The organism is Psychrobacter sp. VH5 (genome assembly GCF_050572635.1).
GTDB lineage: Bacteria > Pseudomonadota > Gammaproteobacteria > Pseudomonadales > Moraxellaceae > Psychrobacter > Psychrobacter celer.
The window spans coordinates 1,552,832-1,568,689 of the sequence record NZ_CP192145.1 but is presented as its reverse complement, the minus strand read 5'-3'; the positions used below and the strand labels follow the sequence as shown (position 1 = coordinate 1,568,689).

General features: G+C 44.8%; 13 protein-coding genes. 9 read left to right on the top strand and 4 right to left on the bottom strand.

Annotated features, from left to right (window positions below; all coding sequences use genetic code 11):
• Positions 1-222: 222 nt before the first annotated feature.
• Positions 223-2,007: an acyl-CoA dehydrogenase C-terminal domain-containing protein gene (locus ACNFVB_RS06685; RefSeq protein WP_430736955.1), complete on the top strand. Its 1,785-nt coding sequence runs from the start codon at positions 223-225 to the stop codon at positions 2,005-2,007.
• A gap of 281 nt (positions 2,008-2,288) precedes the next feature.
• Here ACNFVB_RS06685 and ACNFVB_RS06680 read toward each other — a convergent pair whose 3' ends face one another.
• Positions 2,289-2,555: a hypothetical protein gene (locus ACNFVB_RS06680; RefSeq protein ID WP_430736954.1), complete on the bottom strand. Its 267-nt coding sequence runs from the start codon at positions 2,553-2,555 to the stop codon at positions 2,289-2,291.
• A gap of 540 nt (positions 2,556-3,095) precedes the next feature.
• Here ACNFVB_RS06680 and ACNFVB_RS06675 point away from each other — a divergent pair.
• From ACNFVB_RS06675 to ACNFVB_RS06655, 5 genes are all read left to right on the top strand, one after another.
• On the top strand, positions 3,096-3,455 hold the full coding sequence (locus ACNFVB_RS06675; protein WP_288998810.1) for a hypothetical protein: 360 nt from the start codon (positions 3,096-3,098) through the stop codon (positions 3,453-3,455).
• Positions 3,456-3,603: 148 nt separating this feature from the next.
• Positions 3,604-4,350: a BLUF domain-containing protein gene (locus ACNFVB_RS06670; RefSeq protein WP_430736953.1), complete on the top strand. Its 747-nt coding sequence runs from the start codon at positions 3,604-3,606 to the stop codon at positions 4,348-4,350.
• A 3-nt stretch (positions 4,351-4,353) separates the two neighbouring features.
• Complete coding sequence (locus ACNFVB_RS06665; protein ID WP_298980891.1) at positions 4,354-4,887, top strand: GTP-binding protein; 534 nt, start codon at positions 4,354-4,356, stop codon at positions 4,885-4,887.
• Positions 4,887-5,300 (top strand): hypothetical protein, encoded by a 414-nt coding sequence (locus tag ACNFVB_RS06660; RefSeq protein WP_201559389.1) that lies wholly within the window; start codon positions 4,887-4,889, stop codon positions 5,298-5,300. Before ACNFVB_RS06665 ends, ACNFVB_RS06660 begins: the two co-directional genes overlap by 1 nt.
• Positions 5,301-5,808: 508 nt before the next feature.
• Entirely contained in the window at positions 5,809-8,274 is a 2,466-nt protein-coding gene (locus tag ACNFVB_RS06655) for a site-specific recombinase (protein ID WP_430736952.1), read from the top strand.
• A gap of 291 nt (positions 8,275-8,565) precedes the next feature.
• Here ACNFVB_RS06655 and ACNFVB_RS06650 read toward each other — a convergent pair whose 3' ends face one another.
• Positions 8,566-10,710 carry a heavy metal translocating P-type ATPase gene (locus ACNFVB_RS06650; RefSeq protein WP_430736951.1) on the bottom strand — a complete coding sequence of 715 codons (2,145 nt, stop codon included), beginning with the start codon at positions 10,708-10,710 and terminating at the stop codon, positions 8,566-8,568.
• Between the two features lie 181 nt (positions 10,711-10,891).
• Here ACNFVB_RS06650 and cadR point away from each other — a divergent pair, with 181 nt between their 5' ends.
• Both cadR and ACNFVB_RS06640 read left to right on the top strand, forming a co-directional pair.
• A complete protein-coding gene (gene cadR / locus ACNFVB_RS06645; RefSeq protein WP_075101032.1) occupies positions 10,892-11,302 on the top strand; it encodes a Cd(II)/Pb(II)-responsive transcriptional regulator in 411 nt (136 codons plus the stop codon).
• Between the two features lie 54 nt (positions 11,303-11,356).
• On the top strand, positions 11,357-11,689 hold the full coding sequence (locus tag ACNFVB_RS06640) for a YnfA family protein (protein ID WP_430736950.1): 333 nt from the start codon (positions 11,357-11,359) through the stop codon (positions 11,687-11,689).
• A gap of 80 nt (positions 11,690-11,769) precedes the next feature.
• Here ACNFVB_RS06640 and ACNFVB_RS06635 read toward each other — a convergent pair whose 3' ends face one another.
• Both ACNFVB_RS06635 and rsmA read right to left on the bottom strand, forming a co-directional pair.
• Positions 11,770-12,606, bottom strand: coding sequence for a symmetrical bis(5'-nucleosyl)-tetraphosphatase (locus tag ACNFVB_RS06635; protein ID WP_430736949.1), 837 nt, complete (start codon positions 12,604-12,606; stop codon positions 11,770-11,772).
• Between the two features lie 52 nt (positions 12,607-12,658).
• Positions 12,659-13,522 carry a 16S rRNA (adenine(1518)-N(6)/adenine(1519)-N(6))-dimethyltransferase RsmA gene (gene rsmA / locus ACNFVB_RS06630; RefSeq protein WP_430736948.1) on the bottom strand — a complete coding sequence of 288 codons (864 nt, stop codon included), beginning with the start codon at positions 13,520-13,522 and terminating at the stop codon, positions 12,659-12,661.
• Positions 13,523-13,906: 384 nt separating this feature from the next.
• On the opposite strand from rsmA, the gene ACNFVB_RS06625 reads away from it, so the two are divergent.
• Positions 13,907-15,784, top strand: coding sequence for a TPR end-of-group domain-containing protein (locus ACNFVB_RS06625; RefSeq protein ID WP_288995913.1), 1,878 nt, complete (start codon positions 13,907-13,909; stop codon positions 15,782-15,784).
• The last annotated feature ends 74 nt before the right edge of the window (positions 15,785-15,858 follow it).

Sequence of the window (15,858 nt, the reverse complement as noted above, 5' to 3'; positions counted from 1 at the left end):
GCAACATACCAAAGTGTGTTGCCGATTTTGTTGGTCAATTATATTTTGGTGTACGCATAATTCACGAAGAAACACACCCGCTCATAGGCTTATTTGTTAAACTTTGCTTAGCCGTTGCTTTGATTATGAGTCGCGCAGATGACCTCAAAAAGCAATCCATACATTTGGCACTTCTTATTTTCATCGCTCCAACTTTTATTTATTTGAACCAAAGGAATGTTTATGGCTGTTTATAATGCCCCTCTTAATGACATGCGCTTTATCTTAAACGATGTATTTAACGCGCCTGAGTTTTGGCAAAATAACAAAAACCTAGCTCATGTCGATACGGAAACCGTCGATATGATTTTAGAAGAAATGGCAAAACTGTCAAAAAACGTTTTGTTGCCTATCAACCGTAGCGGTGATGAAGAAGGCGCAACCTTTGAGGGTGATGGCGTTGTCACCACGCCTACTGGTTTTAAAGAAGCTTATAAGCAGTATGCCGAGTCAGGCTGGGTAGGCTTGAGTGGTAATGCTGAGTACGGCGGTCAAGGTTTTCCAAAGATGGTCACCATGCTGACCGAAGAGATGGTATTTACCACCAACCAATCCTTTGCTCTCTACCCTAACCTAACGGTTGGCGCGACGCTTTGCCTCAACGCAGCGGCGTCTGAAGAGCAAAAACAAACTTACTTAGAAAAAATGTACGCCGGCGAATGGTCGGGCACCATGTGCTTGACTGAGCCACATGCTGGTACTGACCTCGGTATCATCAAAACCAAAGCCGTGCCAACCGATGATGGTAGCTACAATATCTCTGGTACCAAAATCTTTATCACTGGTGGTGAGCATGACCTCACTGACAATATCATTCATTTGGTGTTGGCAAAAACCCCCAATGCGCCAGAAGGCTCAAAAGGCATTTCATTGTTTGTCGTGCCAAAATTCTTGGTCAATGAAGATGGTAGCTTGGGCGAGCGCAACACCTTGGCGGTTGGCTCTATCGAGCACAAGATGGGTATCAAAGCCTCAGCGACTTGCGTGATGAACTTTGATAACGCCAAAGGCTGGATGGTGGGCGCAGAAAACACCGGCTTATCTTCTATGTTTATCATGATGAACTATGAGCGTGTGACCATGGGTCTACAAGGCCTTGGTGGCTCTGAGCTGGCTTATCAAAACGCAGCATTATACGCCAATGACCGTGGTCAGGGTCGCAGTGACACCCAAATCCAAAGCCCAGAAAAACCTGCCGATGCCATCATTCATCATGCTGATGTGCGCCGCATGCTGCTAAATGCCAAAGCCAACACCGAAGCGTCACGCTGCTTTGCCATGTATGTCGCCAAAAACCTTGACGAAGAAAAGTTTAGTACTGACCCAGAGGCCGCTCAAGCCGCGGCGGCGCGCGTTGCCCTACTGACGCCAGTTGCCAAAGCCTTCTTAACCGACAAAGCACTAGAAGCCACGGTTGATTGCCAGCAAGTATTTGGTGGTCATGGCTATATCCGCGAATGGGGCATGGAGCAAATCGTCCGTGATACTCGTATCGCGCAGATATATGAAGGCACCAACGGTATTCAAGCGCTTGACCTACTCGGTCGTAAAGTGGCAAAAAATAACGGTAAATATGTCACCCATTTCTTAGGTGAGATTCGTGATTTTGTCAACAACATGCAGGCCGATCATGGCATCAAGCAGGCCACCCTAGATGCAGCTGACACCATCGAAGAGCTGACCACCACAGTGCTGAGCAATATCGGCGAGCGTAAGAGCGAAATCAATGGCTGCGCGGTTGACTATATGCATGCCTTTGGTTACCTTGCCTACTCGTATATGTTTGCCTTGATGGTCGAGGCCGCCAATGGCAAAGAGGGTGAGTTCTACACCAACAAAGCCAAGCTTGCTGATTATTTCGTTGGCCGTATCTTGCCACGTATCAATGCGCATGCACAGATGGTCAAAGCTGGTAGTGACCCAATGATGAACTTTGATCTTGATTATTTTGATGTGCCTGCCAACTAATCGGTCGCGATTGGCACATTAAAATATATAAAAAAGGGACAGTTAGGTGACTGTCCCTTTTTTTGCCCAAAACATTTGGTCTGTGTTATAGGTCTATGCTATGGAAATCTATGGATATCAAGATATTCGTGAGTGACTTGACGCCGCTTGATAGTATTTAGCCATTTTAGTCCATTTAGGTGACTGTCGATTGTATTAAGGACACGCCCTAGTGAGACCCGATTTCGCAAAGACGCACATCTCTATATCAATGGCAAAAGCATAGGTATCACGCGCGCGTTTTATCGCCTCAAAGCTACGTAGGTCTGTTTTTTGATCGGTCTCAACGAAAGTGCGCAGCCCGACGGTACCTTTTTTATAGCCATCTCAATCACTCTTGAGGTACGCGCGTACACACCTGCTTCCGTGAACGCCTCTTTCGCTTTTCCCGTCTCTTCTACCGCTTCTTCTAAGTTTCCTTGTTCTATAGTACAGCGATCTAAAATACAGGCTTTATCCAGATGAATATGACTGTCATAAAAGCTGCCACAGACAAAGTTACCTTGCATCGTAACTCGCGTCTGCTGGATTTGACTGACTGTCTTGACTGTTAGCATTATCGTCAGCTATCTCCTCAATACGAGCGATATGCTGGTCTGTTATTAGAATATTGACAAGGGTTTTATGAGTCGCTAAACGAGCGTTTTTTATGATTAAGTCAGTCACTATGAGTTATTCCATTAGGTGATATTGGGTTAAAAATAGTGCAAGTTAAACAGCTTTTCTCAAATATTACGACCAGCCTGCCGCGCCAAAGGAGAACAAAAAATCAATAATTATTGATTGTTTCTTTAAGCGGTAGCTATATAGCGATGACTGGTTGGTTATAGTGCTGCTAAGAGTTGAATTGTTTACTATAATAGCTGCCACTGAAGTTATCATGTAAATTATCTAATTAATTGAATATAATAATTTAGATTCACTAATCATAGTGTGGTTTTATTATTAATATACAGTAGTCACTTTAGATAAAATACGGCACAAACAATCACTTTATTTTTAAAATAAAGTATAAGTGCTTCACCATTTAAAATAATTGAGGAAAGAAAATGTCAAATATCGATCAGTCTTTACAAGAGTTAATGCAAGTTGATGGCGCTATGGGTACCTGTATTGTCGACTATATGTCAGGCATGGTGCTAGGTATGGCTGGTGGCGGCGTGGATTTAGAGCTTGCTGCTGCCGGTAACTCGCAAGTAGTCAAAGCCAAAATGGCGACGATGGAATCATTAGGTATCAAAGGTGATATCGATGATATCTTGATTACTCTAGAATCACAGATTCATATCATTCGCCCATCAGCGCATAACGAAGGTTTGTTTTTGTACTTGGTACTCGATAAAGCCAAATCAAATCTAGCTTTGGCGCGCCGTAAAGCACAAGGCATCGAAGCTAAGCTTGAAGTATAAATAAGCTAAAATCACGCTTCTTATTATTGAGTCATTGCTATTGCTGCCACTTTAAAGAGCGATGACTCGATACTCACCCCTTAATTATCAGTAGCTATCGTCATCATTGAACAAGCTACTTTATATGCCTTATTTAAGTGAGGGCAACATGAAATGTATTGCGTATGTCAGTAGAACCACTGCCAATGAGCGCGGTATCAATCTGCCTGCCGGTTTGTCAAACATCGTACAGATATCTCGCAAACGCAATCCAGCCGCGCAAATCACAGGTGTTCTATCCTATCGCCGAGGCCAGTACGTGCAAGTGCTAGAAGGGCCGGCTATCGAGATCGATGACTTGATGAATAAGGTATTGGCTGATCCTAGGCATAACGATATATGGGTGTTTGTCGACGAAAAAGTGACGAAGCGTAGCTTCGATAAGTGGAGGGTCAGTATCTTTGATTTTATCGATCAAGGCCCTATTTTTAAGACATTTATTGAAGACCATCAACAGACATTAGATGCTTTTACGTTTGAGCAAAAAGCACGTCTGCAAGATTTTATCAATTTAGGCAATAACAATGCCATAGCGACTCATTATTACGATGGCAAATATCTAAAACTGCTGGCATGGCCTGACCTTAATCGGACCAGTCAACCGCAGCTGATCATGAATCTTTGCGTCAAATTGACCAAAAACCCTTATCCTTTTGACAGTTTAGTCGCGAGTGATGAATTTGGGACTTATGATCAGGTCACTGACATTATTAAAGATTTTGAGTCATTAGGGATACTGACGGTGACCGAGCCTGCGCCCAGTGCTGTGACAGAGCCGGCCAAACCACAAGATATACCAGCAAAAAAACCGAGCAGGTTTTATGGTGCGATTAAAAGATTTCTAGGAATGGGGTAAGTAGTGGACTATCAGAAGCTAGCGATAATCGGAGAAGTAGGTGCCGGAAAAACTCGGCTGGTCAAGACTTTAAGCGAGATAAGTCCTCTTGAAACTGAAGCTAAGTCTAGTATCGATATAGGCAAAGAATATACGACTGTCGGTATCGATTATGGGCGTATTACTTTAGCCGATGATATGGCATTAGGTATTTATGGGGTGCCAGGTCAAGAGCGTTATTCTTTTTTGTGGGAGTTTGTCAATAGCTCTTTGTGGGGTCTGCTTATTTTGATTAAGTATGGCGACACCCCTGACTATAATAACTTGGACAAACTGCTGACTTTTTTTGCGCCAGAAAAAAACCAGACCACTTGTATCGTAGGGGTCACCCATTGCGAGGACGCCGACCCTGCAAGCCTAGCGGCGCTAGGACAAGAGGTTAGAGCGGTGCTCATGCATCATAATGTAGTCGCGCCTATTATCAATGCCGACCCTAGAAGCCGAGAGTCCGCTATTGGTCTATTGCAGCTATTTAATACTCTTAATAATGAACAGTAATGTTAGATACGATTATGGTAAATGAAAATTCCCAAGCAAAAGCGGTGCTCTCAAGCTGTATCAAAGAGCTTTGTGAAGCCAATAGAGAAATTGCGCTCGTGACTTTGTGTACCACTGATGGCTTTCCCATTAGTTGTTTTTCGATAAACGAGCTGAGCAATCAAGCAGATAAGTTTGCGGCGATGAGTAGCACGCTTTCAGCACTCAGCGATTCGTCTGCTAGTCAAATGCAGCAAGGAGAGTGTGAGATCACTATCGTGGAGGCGACGTCGGGTAATATGCTGTTTGTAAAAACAGACTACTTGAGTAAGCCTTGCGTGCTGACTGTGGTTGCCAAAAACAAGATGACGTTAGCTGAAGCCAGATATAAGACGAAAAGACTCGCTAGTGAGATAACGGCTATCAGTGCATAAAGCGATTCAAGATAGCCTCTAAGCTTATAAAAAGCGCTGACTGGATATGATATTTAGTCAGCGCTTTTTTATTAGCTGGTATAAGCGAGCTACCATAAGTTAGGTGCTATACTCGATAAACAAACATTATCAGCATGGCTATAATCAATACTCATAGGCGGCTTATATAAGCTGTATTGCCAATCACGATATAAAATCAATACCGAAAAAAGGAAGCGCCATCATGGAAAGATTTCAAGAAAATTGCCATGCGTGCTGAAAAAACGGATGAGTCGTTTGCTGCTCATATCTATTTAGCAGCAACGATTATCCATTTACGGTAATTGTCAACATACCCTAGTAAAAATAACTGCTAACAAAATAATTCACCACCGAACTATCGTTATGATTAAAATAACGCAGGATACTTGTCTGATGGTGCGCCGCTCGTTGGTCGCCCAGCAACTTTGACAACTCTGAAATAATAAAAACCGCTTATGATAAATCCTCTCATAATAAAGGACGCAACGTGTCAGAACTAAAACGCATTTTGCAACAGATTACTGCGCTCAGTGATGTGCCCGATCCGGTGGTGCTCAAGCGCTTGATAAATGAGCTGCGCGTCAGTGATAGAGAGCCTGCCCTAGCCAATCAAAACATTCAATCACTAATCGACATCCTACGTCAGCATCCAGAGTATGCAGATGGGCTGGCCAGCTTTGTGTTAAAGCTCATTATCGAGTATCGACAAATTGCGCTATACACCGACACAGGCATCATGTCGGATCAAGGGTTTTTTAACAGTCTGCGCCGGCTGATTGGGCATCGGTTTTTGCCTTTATTGCCGCAAGAAGACTCCGCCGTTGAACTGGTGGGTTATTTATTTAATAAGCGCTCTGATGAACGCTGGCTGGCCAACATCGAGCGCGACAAGTGGGATGCGCTGGTCGCGCTATTAAAAGTCAATGAGCAGCATCTGGACCTAGTCGCTACCGCCAAAAACAATATATTAAACGCCATTATTATCTTATCGTACCGCATTAGCGGCATTGGCTTGCACCCCGATCTGATGGAGTCGTACCCTCAGATACTCAACTACTCTGCGTCTTTTGTCGCCCAAAACCAAGAAGCCGTGCTGTTTGTCAATCAGTATCGCCAAGCCCACGAGCTAGATACGCTGACAGACATCACACCCGAAAAAGCCGTAGACCCAGCGCCCTTGCTGGTCATGCTTGAACAGTGCGAAGGCATCGTCGCCACCGTACGTAAGCGCATTTATAAAACAGGTATCTCTATTCGTCTGACCAACATGATGCTGCGCCTTGATCAAAGCCTGCAGCGCATGCGCATCTTGACCGAGCTTTTGACCGATGATCATCAAAAGCGAGATCATGCGGTGATTGAGCTGGTGCAGACGCTGATTACCACGGCCAATCGCCGCTATAGTATTGGCTATTTGATTGACAATAATACCAAACTGCTATCGCGCAAAGTCACAGAAAACGCCAGCCGCGTCGGTGAGCACTATATCAGTACCGACAAAGCTGGCTATCAAAAAATGTTTAAAAAGGCCTCTATCGGCGGTTTTGTCATTGCCTTTATGGCTACCATCAAGATACTGGCCTATCAATTGGCCTTAGCGCCGATGGGACGCGCGTTTGTTAATAGTATGATTTATGGCTTGGGTTTTGTATTCATTCATGTCATTCGCGGTACAGTCGCCACCAAGCAGCCGGCCATGACTGCTGCGGCCATCGCCTCAACGATATCGGACAGCTCGGGCAAAAAATCACGGCAATTGACCAAGCTCTCAGAGCTGGTGGTCGACATTTTGCGTACGCAGTTTATCGCTATCATGGGTAACGTCATGCTAGCTATCCCAGTTGCTTTGATTATCTCGTTTGCATGGCTACAGTACACAGGCGCACCGATGATCGACACCACCAAGGCTGAGCACCTCCTGCACGACCTTGATCCTTTTCGCTCATTGGCTCTGCCTCATGCTGCCATCGCTGGGGTTTATTTATTCTTATCAGGTCTGATTGCAGGCTATTATGATAATTTGGCGGTTTATAACCATGTCGGGGCACGTATCCAGCGTCATCGACTCTTGCAATACGTACTGCCCAAATCTTGGCTCCAGCGGCTGGGCGGCTTTGTCGAGGCCAATCTCGGCGCTATCATGGGCAACTTTTTGTTCGGTGTGTTTTTGGGCAGTACCGCGACGATAGGCTATATCTTTGGTCTACCGATTGATATCCGCCATATCGCCTTTGCCTCAGCCAACCTAGCGCATGGATTGTTTAATATCTCCGCCGACCAAATCAGCTGGAGCGTGATTTTATTGTCGATTCTAGGAGTGGCGCTAATTGGCATCGTCAACCTGATGGTCAGTTTTTCTCTGGCGCTGTTTGTCGCGCTACGCTCCAAAGAAGTACGTTTCTTTGAATGGGGTCGTTTGACCAAATTGGTGTTTGGTCACATTATCAGTCATCCTTCTGACTTTTTTTGGCCGCGTGACAAGCCCATGAAATATGCGCGTATCGATAGCCAAGGACACATGATATTTGATGACACCTCGGCACAAAAAAGCGGTAAACCCCTTCCAAGTAACTATGTGGTACGCCGCCTATCCGATGTCAGAATACTACCTGAGTCCAAACAGGCAGGGGCACAAAATGCGCAGACCAGCACCGACATATACTACGCCAATCAACCAAAAGGCGATCATATACAGCCGCATGCACCGCCAAAAAAAGTCATCGACTTAGATGACGGCCTCGTCGATGAAGAGCTAAACAGTGTGCCGTACGCCAATGATATTCAATACGGCAAAACCAACAATCTTTCAGCTGATAGTAGCACGCAAAACCAGCGCCATCGTACTGACCAAAATAGTGCTGACCAAGGCATGAGCGCCCCTGATAGCAAGCCTGCAGGCGATGCCAAAACGCCACTGCCAAAACCCAAAAAACCACCAAAACTGCCCAGTTAATACGGGCACTTTGCTTATTCCGAACTGGGTTTATATAGAGCGTGTCTTTATTTTAAAAATGGTGATAAAAATGAGATGAATGGCAGCCAAACATTATGATTAGACATTTTTATCAAACATTTTTATCAAACAACGAACACAGCGCAGAGAATATCGAGCTATTAGTCAGCTAATTGACAGCGTTTGACCAGAGTTAGCCATCTTTAACCCATTTAGATGATTATCTATTGAAGTAAGGACACGCTCTAAGCATTACAGGTATTCAATATCTCGTTGTGTTAAGGGCGTTTGCTAATGGACGTTTTTAAAACGCATTAAACGCAAAGCATTAAGTGTAACCAGCACGGTTGCGCCAGTATCAGCCAATACCGCGATCCATAAACCAGTGATACCGAGTACCGTGGTGATTAAAAACACTGCTTTGAGGCCCAGCGCAAAAATCACGTTTTGATGAATATTAGATAAGGTTGCACGCGACAATGCAATCAGATGAGCGACGTCGGTCACGCGACTTTTTAATAAAGCGACGTCAGCCGTTTCAATGGCGACATCAGTACCACCGCCCATCGCGATACCGACATCGGCAGTCGCTAACGCTGGCGCATCATTGATACCATCACCAACCATCGCTATTTGGGCTTTAGTCTTCATCTCGTCTATCAAACGCAGCTTATCTTCGGGCAACAGCTCAGCTTGCCACTCTATATCTAGATGACTAGCAAGCGCTTGAGCAGTAAGGCGGTTGTCGCCCGTCAGCATCATGGAGCGAACCCCCATTGTATGAAGCTGTGCTACGCCTTCTTTGGCATCGTCCCGCAACTCATCTCGTAGCGCGATTAGCCCGAGCACCTCACGGCTTTGCTCATCGAACAGTACCGACACCGTTTTTCCTTCGTTTTGTAACGCTTCGATTTGGGCATTTTGTTTGGCGGTTATTGAGGTTTGGTCGGCGGCATATACAGGAGAGCCGATGGTTAAAGAGCGCGCAGCTACCGTCGCATGCACAGCTTTACCTGCAGTCGCGTGAGCCTTAGACGCTACTGGTATGGCAATATTGGCCGTTTTGGCGTGATCGATGATGGCTTTTGCAAGCGGATGGTTAAAGGCGGACTCAACACTGGCAAACAGCGCTAATATCGCATTTTCATCTTGAGCATCCATATACTGCTGGGCAAAGGTGATAACGTCGGTCACGCGGGGCTTGCCTTCCGTTAACGTACCTGTCTTGTCAAAAGCAACCGTATTGACGCGACCAATGGTTTCTAACGCGCTCCCACCTTTGATTAGCAGGCCGCGGCGCGTCCCAACAGCCAGACCCGAGGCGATAGCGGCCGGTGTGGATAGGACAAGGGCGCAAGGACAGGCGATGAGCAATAATGCCAAACCGCGATATAACCAAGTTGCCCACTCCCCGCCCATCACTAACGGCGGGACAACGATAACCAAAGCGGCAATCGCCATCACTGCTGGCGTGTAGTAACGGCTAAACTTTTCAATAAAACGCGCAGTGGGCGCTTTGGAGGCTTGTGCCTGCTCCACTAGCTCAATGATTCGTGCAATGGTATTGTCAGCGGCTGTTTTTTCTACGCGTATGTGCAGCGCGCCCTCTATATTGATGGCGCCTGCAAACACCTTGTCGCCTATTGTCTTGGCAACGGGGATAGACTCGCCGGTGATGGGCGATTCATCAAGGCTAGATGCGCCCTGAGTAATAATGCCGTCAGCAGATACCTTATCGCCCGGACGTACCAGCACCAAATCATCGACTTGTAATGAAGATGCCGGTACATCGCGCTGCCCACCTTGTGCGTCAAGTAAAATCGCAGTCTTTGGCACCAGTGCCGCCAAAGCCCTAATGCCAGCACGCGCGCGATCAGCAGCCACGCTCTCTAGCAGCTCGCCGACTGAAAATAAGAATACCACTGCTGCTGCCTCTGCAGGCTCACCAATAATAAGCGCACCAATTGCCGCAATAGACATCAGCATCTCAATCGAAAAAGGCGTGCCGGTCGACGCTAAGGCAAAGGCTTTACGAGCAAAAGGAGACACGCCCACAATGACGGCAATAGCAAATGCCCACATGCCATAATCAGAAAAAACCACTGATAGCGCGTAAGCGGCGCTCATCAAAACACCAAGACCAATGACTCGCTTACCTTTGCGGCTTTGCCACCAACGTGGCTGCTCTGTAGCGGACTGACGGCTACTATTTGCTGCGGTTGATTTATCCGTTATGGCAGATATACCAAACCCGAGGCGCTTAATGGTTTTTTCGATGTCACTAAATTGCGTCTCTCCATCAGGAGCCAGTGTTAGCGTTAACTTTTCGGTGGCAAAGTTAAGCTGTACATCAGAGATGTCAGGCATACGAGCGAGCGCCGTTTCAATTTTACCGACGCAGCTGGCACAGTCCATACCTTCGATATGATATTGCATAGTTATTTTTCCTAATGCGTTGTCCTGATAACTTGTACTGCTATAAGCATTTTTTAATAAACCTATTATGAACCCTATAGTGGCTTCAGAGTCAAGGTACTTCGTCTTTAACGTCATAGCATTGATTTATTAGTCATTAAACTTTATAGTTACTTTAATGTTTAATGCTCAAGAGGCAGTTATGCTGATTAAAATCGGAGAACTCGCTAAACGCACAGGCGCGACAGTAGAAACCATTCGTTACTATGAGAAGGAAGGATTATTACCTGAGCCTTCACGTAGTGCAGGCAATTATCGTTTATATAATGACACGCACATCGAGCGTCTACAGTTTATCCTGCACTGTCGTACGCTTGATATGACGTTGGATGAAGTACGGGTGTTATTGCAGTACTGGGATGAGCCTGACAGAGACTGCGGCAATGTAGATGCCTTGTTAGATGAGCATATTGAGGCGGTAGAAGTTCGTATTGAAGAGTTGATGCAGTTAAAGCAGCATCTAATGGATTTGCGAAAAAAATGCCTATCTAGCGCACCCGCGGTATCCTGTGGAATATTAAATGCTCTTGCTGATAATTCTTGTCATCAGTAGAGACATCAGCCGTATTGTTTAGACGCTACATTATTAATAATCAAAGGAATAATTTTGTCTGAATTAAAAACTGTTGGGCTTTTTGCCATTACTGCACTAGCAGAGATTGTAGGTTGCTACTTGCCATATTTATGGCTAAGAGAAGGTAAGTCAATATGGCTGCTTGTTCCCAGCGCCCTTAGTTTGACCGCCTTTGTTTGGCTGCTAACTTTACATCCAACCGCCGTTGGTAAGGTTTATGCGGCTTACGGTGGTGTGTATGTAACGATTGCAATTCTATGGTTATGGGCTGTCGATGGTATTCAACCAACGGCGTGGGACATCTTAGGCACATCAGTGGCACTGCTAGGCATGGCTATTATCATGTTTGCACCGCGCACTACATAGTGCAATACCCCATTGAAAACAGCCATTACTCTCTTCAAGCCTATTAACAGACACCCAAAACGAAATTAACTATCATCTCGTCACAAGCTCGGGCAGTGGGCGCTTGAGGTAACAACCTTACCATCGCTCAAACGATAAGCCAGTAGATGATTGCCCCATACGCAGCCACCGTCTAGCGCACGTGCATGTGGCAGATCCACCTCGGCTTTGAGCGCCGCCCAATGACCAAAGAGTATCTTACGCGTACGCGGTACTTGCCATTCAAACCACGGCGCGAAGTCATCAGGCATTGGCTCTTGCAGCCCTGCATTAAAGTCAAACTCTAAGGTTCCATCTTGTTTGCATAGGCGCATACGTGTGAAGTAATTAGCAATCGCACGCAGCTTAGTATAGCCGCTTATCTGTGCATGCCACTTATCAGCTGTCTTGCTATATAGGTTGGGCAATAGCGCATCCAGCTGCGGCAAACTGCTTTGCAGCGCCGCTTCTAACTGCCGCGCGTAATCAGACGCAGCCTCGATGCTCCAATGCGGCGGCACACCCGCATGCACCAATACCGTATATTCATCAGGATAAGCCAATACTGGCTGATGACGCAGCCACTCTAGCAACTCATCACAATCTTCAGCAGCAAAAATCGGCGCGGTCTTGTCTTTATTTTTGAGCTTTGCCGCGCCGCGCCAGACCGCAATCAAGTTGATATCATGATTGCCTAGCACGGTCGCCGCTGCGCCCTGCTCACACAGCGACTTGACATGGCGCAGCGTGCTTAACGAATCCTCACCGCGCGCGACCAAGTCACCTGCAAACCACAGTTTGTCTTGGGTCGGGTCAAATGCTAACGTGTTGAGTAATTGACGATAAGCGGCATAACAACCTTGCAAATCGCCGATGACATACTGATGACGAAACCCCATAAACCCTCAATAAATCAATCTATAAAATCATAACCAACAAACAGTAGGCTTGCTATACAAGCAAATGTCGCGAGTGATTGCTTAGCGCGACAAAGTCTTGGACACTCAGCGTCTCAGGTCTGGCTTGCGGATCGATGGCACAGGCAGCAAAGTCCGCTTCGCTTAGCGTCGGCAACAAAGTCGAATTTTTAAAGATAGCGCGCAATGTCTTCCGGCGATGATTGAAAGTCTCACGAACGACGATAGCAAAATACTCTTCATCTTCTGCCACCACTGGCTTGTCGATATGCGGGGTCAAGCGAAACACGGCGCTGGTGACTTTAGGTGGTGGATTAAACGCACCGCGTGGCACTGTCAGTAGATAATCGGTATCACAGTGATACTGCATGATGACCGATAGACGGCCATAGGTCTTGCTACCGACATCCGCGGTGATACGCTCAACCACTTCTTTTTGCAGCATAAAATGCATGTCTTGAATGACATCTGCAAAGCTAAGCAGATGAAAAAGTATCGGTGTGGAGATGTTATAAGGAAGGTTGCCCACCACCCGTAGCTTACCACGCTCAGCACTATACAGCTCGCGATAATCGACGTGCATGGCATTGTCTTTGATGATAGTAAAGTTCGGATGGCTGTTGGCACCGATACGGATACGCAGGCTATCTGCCAAATCACGATCCAACTCCACCACCGTCATCGCATCGACTTCTGCCAATAGCGGCTCAGTCAGCGCGCCCATACCAGGTCCAATCTCAATCAAATTATCATCGCGCTCCAGACAGATGCTATCGACAATCTGACGGATAACACTGGTATCATGCAAGAAGTTTTGACCAAAGCGTTTGCGCGGTTGGTGTTTGGCAGTGCGTAGACTGGAAGCAAGGCTTTGAGCATCAAAAGTAGTTTTGGACATAAAAAGGTCTTAATGGATAAAAGATAAATGAGAGATGGTAGCAATGTGCTGGCGTTATAATGGTAAATTATAACACAGCTCATAATTAGGGCGTGTTTTTGAGATATTTTATCTATAAACCATGTACAATCTAGCACAATCAACACGGCAGCTTTTTGTTCTCGAACCATCTAACATAAGAACCATAATGTGAATAAGGGCGGTACCCTAGTGAGGACTTGAACACTAGGCTATGGGATAGTGATAGCAATGGTTCGAGTTATCTAAATAATTGCAGTGTACTCCACAGTGTACTTTCTGAAAAGTGACACAGAATATGGGGTATTCTCTATTAAAGTAAGCCGTTCTAAGCTTACAACAATCAAATAATATTGGAATCAATCTATGAGCCAAAAATACGCCATCCGTGCAATCTCTTATCCTTACGACAATTATTTTTTTACGGAAAAACCCGATAGCATCACGATTGATGAAATTTTTGATAGCAAAGAACAAGCACAAAATAGACTCAAAGAACTATTAAGTGACACTTATCGTGAGTATCAGGCAGTTGAACAAAACATACAACATGGCGAAACATTTAGCTCATTTGATATCTTCGCAGGATATGGCTCGGACGATGTGATTCAAAAGCTTGAAGATTTCTATGAGAAAAAAACAGGTGAAACCCTAGAGTCCTTCGAGCAACTATTGACCCTGCCATTAACTGACGAAGACATTGTCGAATTTATGATGGTATCAGGTATTAATCAATACGACATGATTGCACTTCTTGATGAGGAAACAGATTTATATGCGGTTTGGATAAACGACGCCCAAAAATACTTTGGACAAGTCTATGGGCAAACCATTACTCCTTTTAATAATAATTATTTAGCCTTTAACGGCGATGAAATGATGGCAGAGTTTGTGGCGTGTCTAGAAGATTACTGCCCGAAAGGTGAGCTCTCTGAATTAAGCAATCAACCCCAAGCCGTAGATAATCTTCTTAAGAACGTAGGTTATATCCATTATTTTGAGGGGAATGAATCAATTTATATTGAACTAAATGATTACAGTTCAGGTCGTTATCAAAACATGTCTGAGTTAGTTCAATTAAACGCCTTACTCAAAAAACCGTGGTTTGAAATCAGACCTGTTACTCCAACGCAACTACAACAATTAAACGCAGAATTTGCTGAAAAAAATAATGCGATTATCTTGGGGCAACAATATTTTGCTAAAGCAGGTGCCGTTAATAATTTACGTTTTAGCGACCAAGATGAAAGATATCAGGCGCAACTTGATGCCATCATTTATTATCAGCAAGGCGTGAATTACGCTAGGCAAGCATTACTCACTGATGATGAACCCGACCAAATCAAATTACTAATATGCAATAACCTATACCGATTAGCCAATCTTGCCGATAGTACCGCCACTCTGCTTATAAAGAAAGATGATAATAGTGATGAGCCGCGCTTTTGTCAGCAGTATTTACTAGCTATCATGAATCATTGGCAAGTTGCGATTAATTCCTATAGCACCATGATGGCGATTGATGGTATTAACTCTTTTGATCATAAACTTAACTATGCAATTACTTGCTATACAGAATATACGCTACGTCTATTAGATATTTATCTTAAAAACGAGTTTGCTGATAAAGATAAATGCATGGCAATCTATCTACGCTGGTTGTCAGAATTAACAGACTTATTAATAATCAGCAGGGAAAAATGTGGTGATGAACTATTGCAGCGCGATTCACCAGTATTAAAATTTGAGAAACAGTTAAAAGTGCCGATTATCAAAGGACTGTCACACCTAATGTTCAATGGTGGCTTAAACGCAGGTACGTTTGCAGATATTGTTAGCTACACAGACTCAAAACAAGCAGGGCAATATTATGAGATTGCCAAAAAAACGTTGTACCAAGCATTGTTAATAAACCCAAGAGCTGGCACTGCTAAAAGCATCTTAAGTATGTATGTTCGACACTATCAGGCGGATAAACAGCAATTTAACGATCAACTAGCTGCAGCAAAAGAAAAATTCTACGAATTTTTAGCGGAATATCCTGAATTTTTGGGCGAGATGTCATATAACAGGGCGTGTATAGCTGGGTTAGAAAATGATGTTGAAGAAGCGATCAAGTACTTAAAACTATCTGAACAAACAGGCTATTTACCTAGTAAAGAACAAATTATTAACGATCAGGATTTTAGGAGCATTTCTGCACGTATGGAGTTTCAACAATTTTTTTCAATGATTGATGAATAAAACAGTTATTGTTTAAAAGGTATACCCCAAGGGAACCAGCCATTTCACCCTTCAAACCTATTAATAGACCACTT

Excerpts from the sequence above, each read along its gene's own strand:
- ACNFVB_RS06685 (WP_430736955.1), top strand. The coding sequence starts at position 223 with ATGGCTGTTTATAATGCCCCTCTTAATGACATGCGCTTTATCTTAAAC.
- ACNFVB_RS06680 (WP_430736954.1), bottom strand. The coding sequence starts at position 2,555 with ATGCAAGGTAACTTTGTCTGTGGCAGCTTTTATGACAGTCATATTCAT.
- ACNFVB_RS06660 (WP_201559389.1), top strand. The coding sequence starts at position 4,887 with ATGTTAGATACGATTATGGTAAATGAAAATTCCCAAGCAAAAGCGGTG.
- ACNFVB_RS06675 (WP_288998810.1), top strand. The coding sequence starts at position 3,096 with ATGTCAAATATCGATCAGTCTTTACAAGAGTTAATGCAAGTTGATGGC.
- ACNFVB_RS06650 (WP_430736951.1), bottom strand. The coding sequence starts at position 10,710 with ATGCAATATCATATCGAAGGTATGGACTGTGCCAGCTGCGTCGGTAAA.
- ACNFVB_RS06635 (WP_430736949.1), bottom strand. The coding sequence starts at position 12,606 with ATGGGGTTTCGTCATCAGTATGTCATCGGCGATTTGCAAGGTTGTTAT.
- ACNFVB_RS06670 (WP_430736953.1), top strand. The coding sequence starts at position 3,604 with ATGAAATGTATTGCGTATGTCAGTAGAACCACTGCCAATGAGCGCGGT.
- ACNFVB_RS06625 (WP_288995913.1), top strand. The coding sequence starts at position 13,907 with ATGAGCCAAAAATACGCCATCCGTGCAATCTCTTATCCTTACGACAAT.
- rsmA (WP_430736948.1), bottom strand. The coding sequence starts at position 13,522 with ATGTCCAAAACTACTTTTGATGCTCAAAGCCTTGCTTCCAGTCTACGC.
- cadR (WP_075101032.1), top strand. The coding sequence starts at position 10,892 with ATGCTGATTAAAATCGGAGAACTCGCTAAACGCACAGGCGCGACAGTA.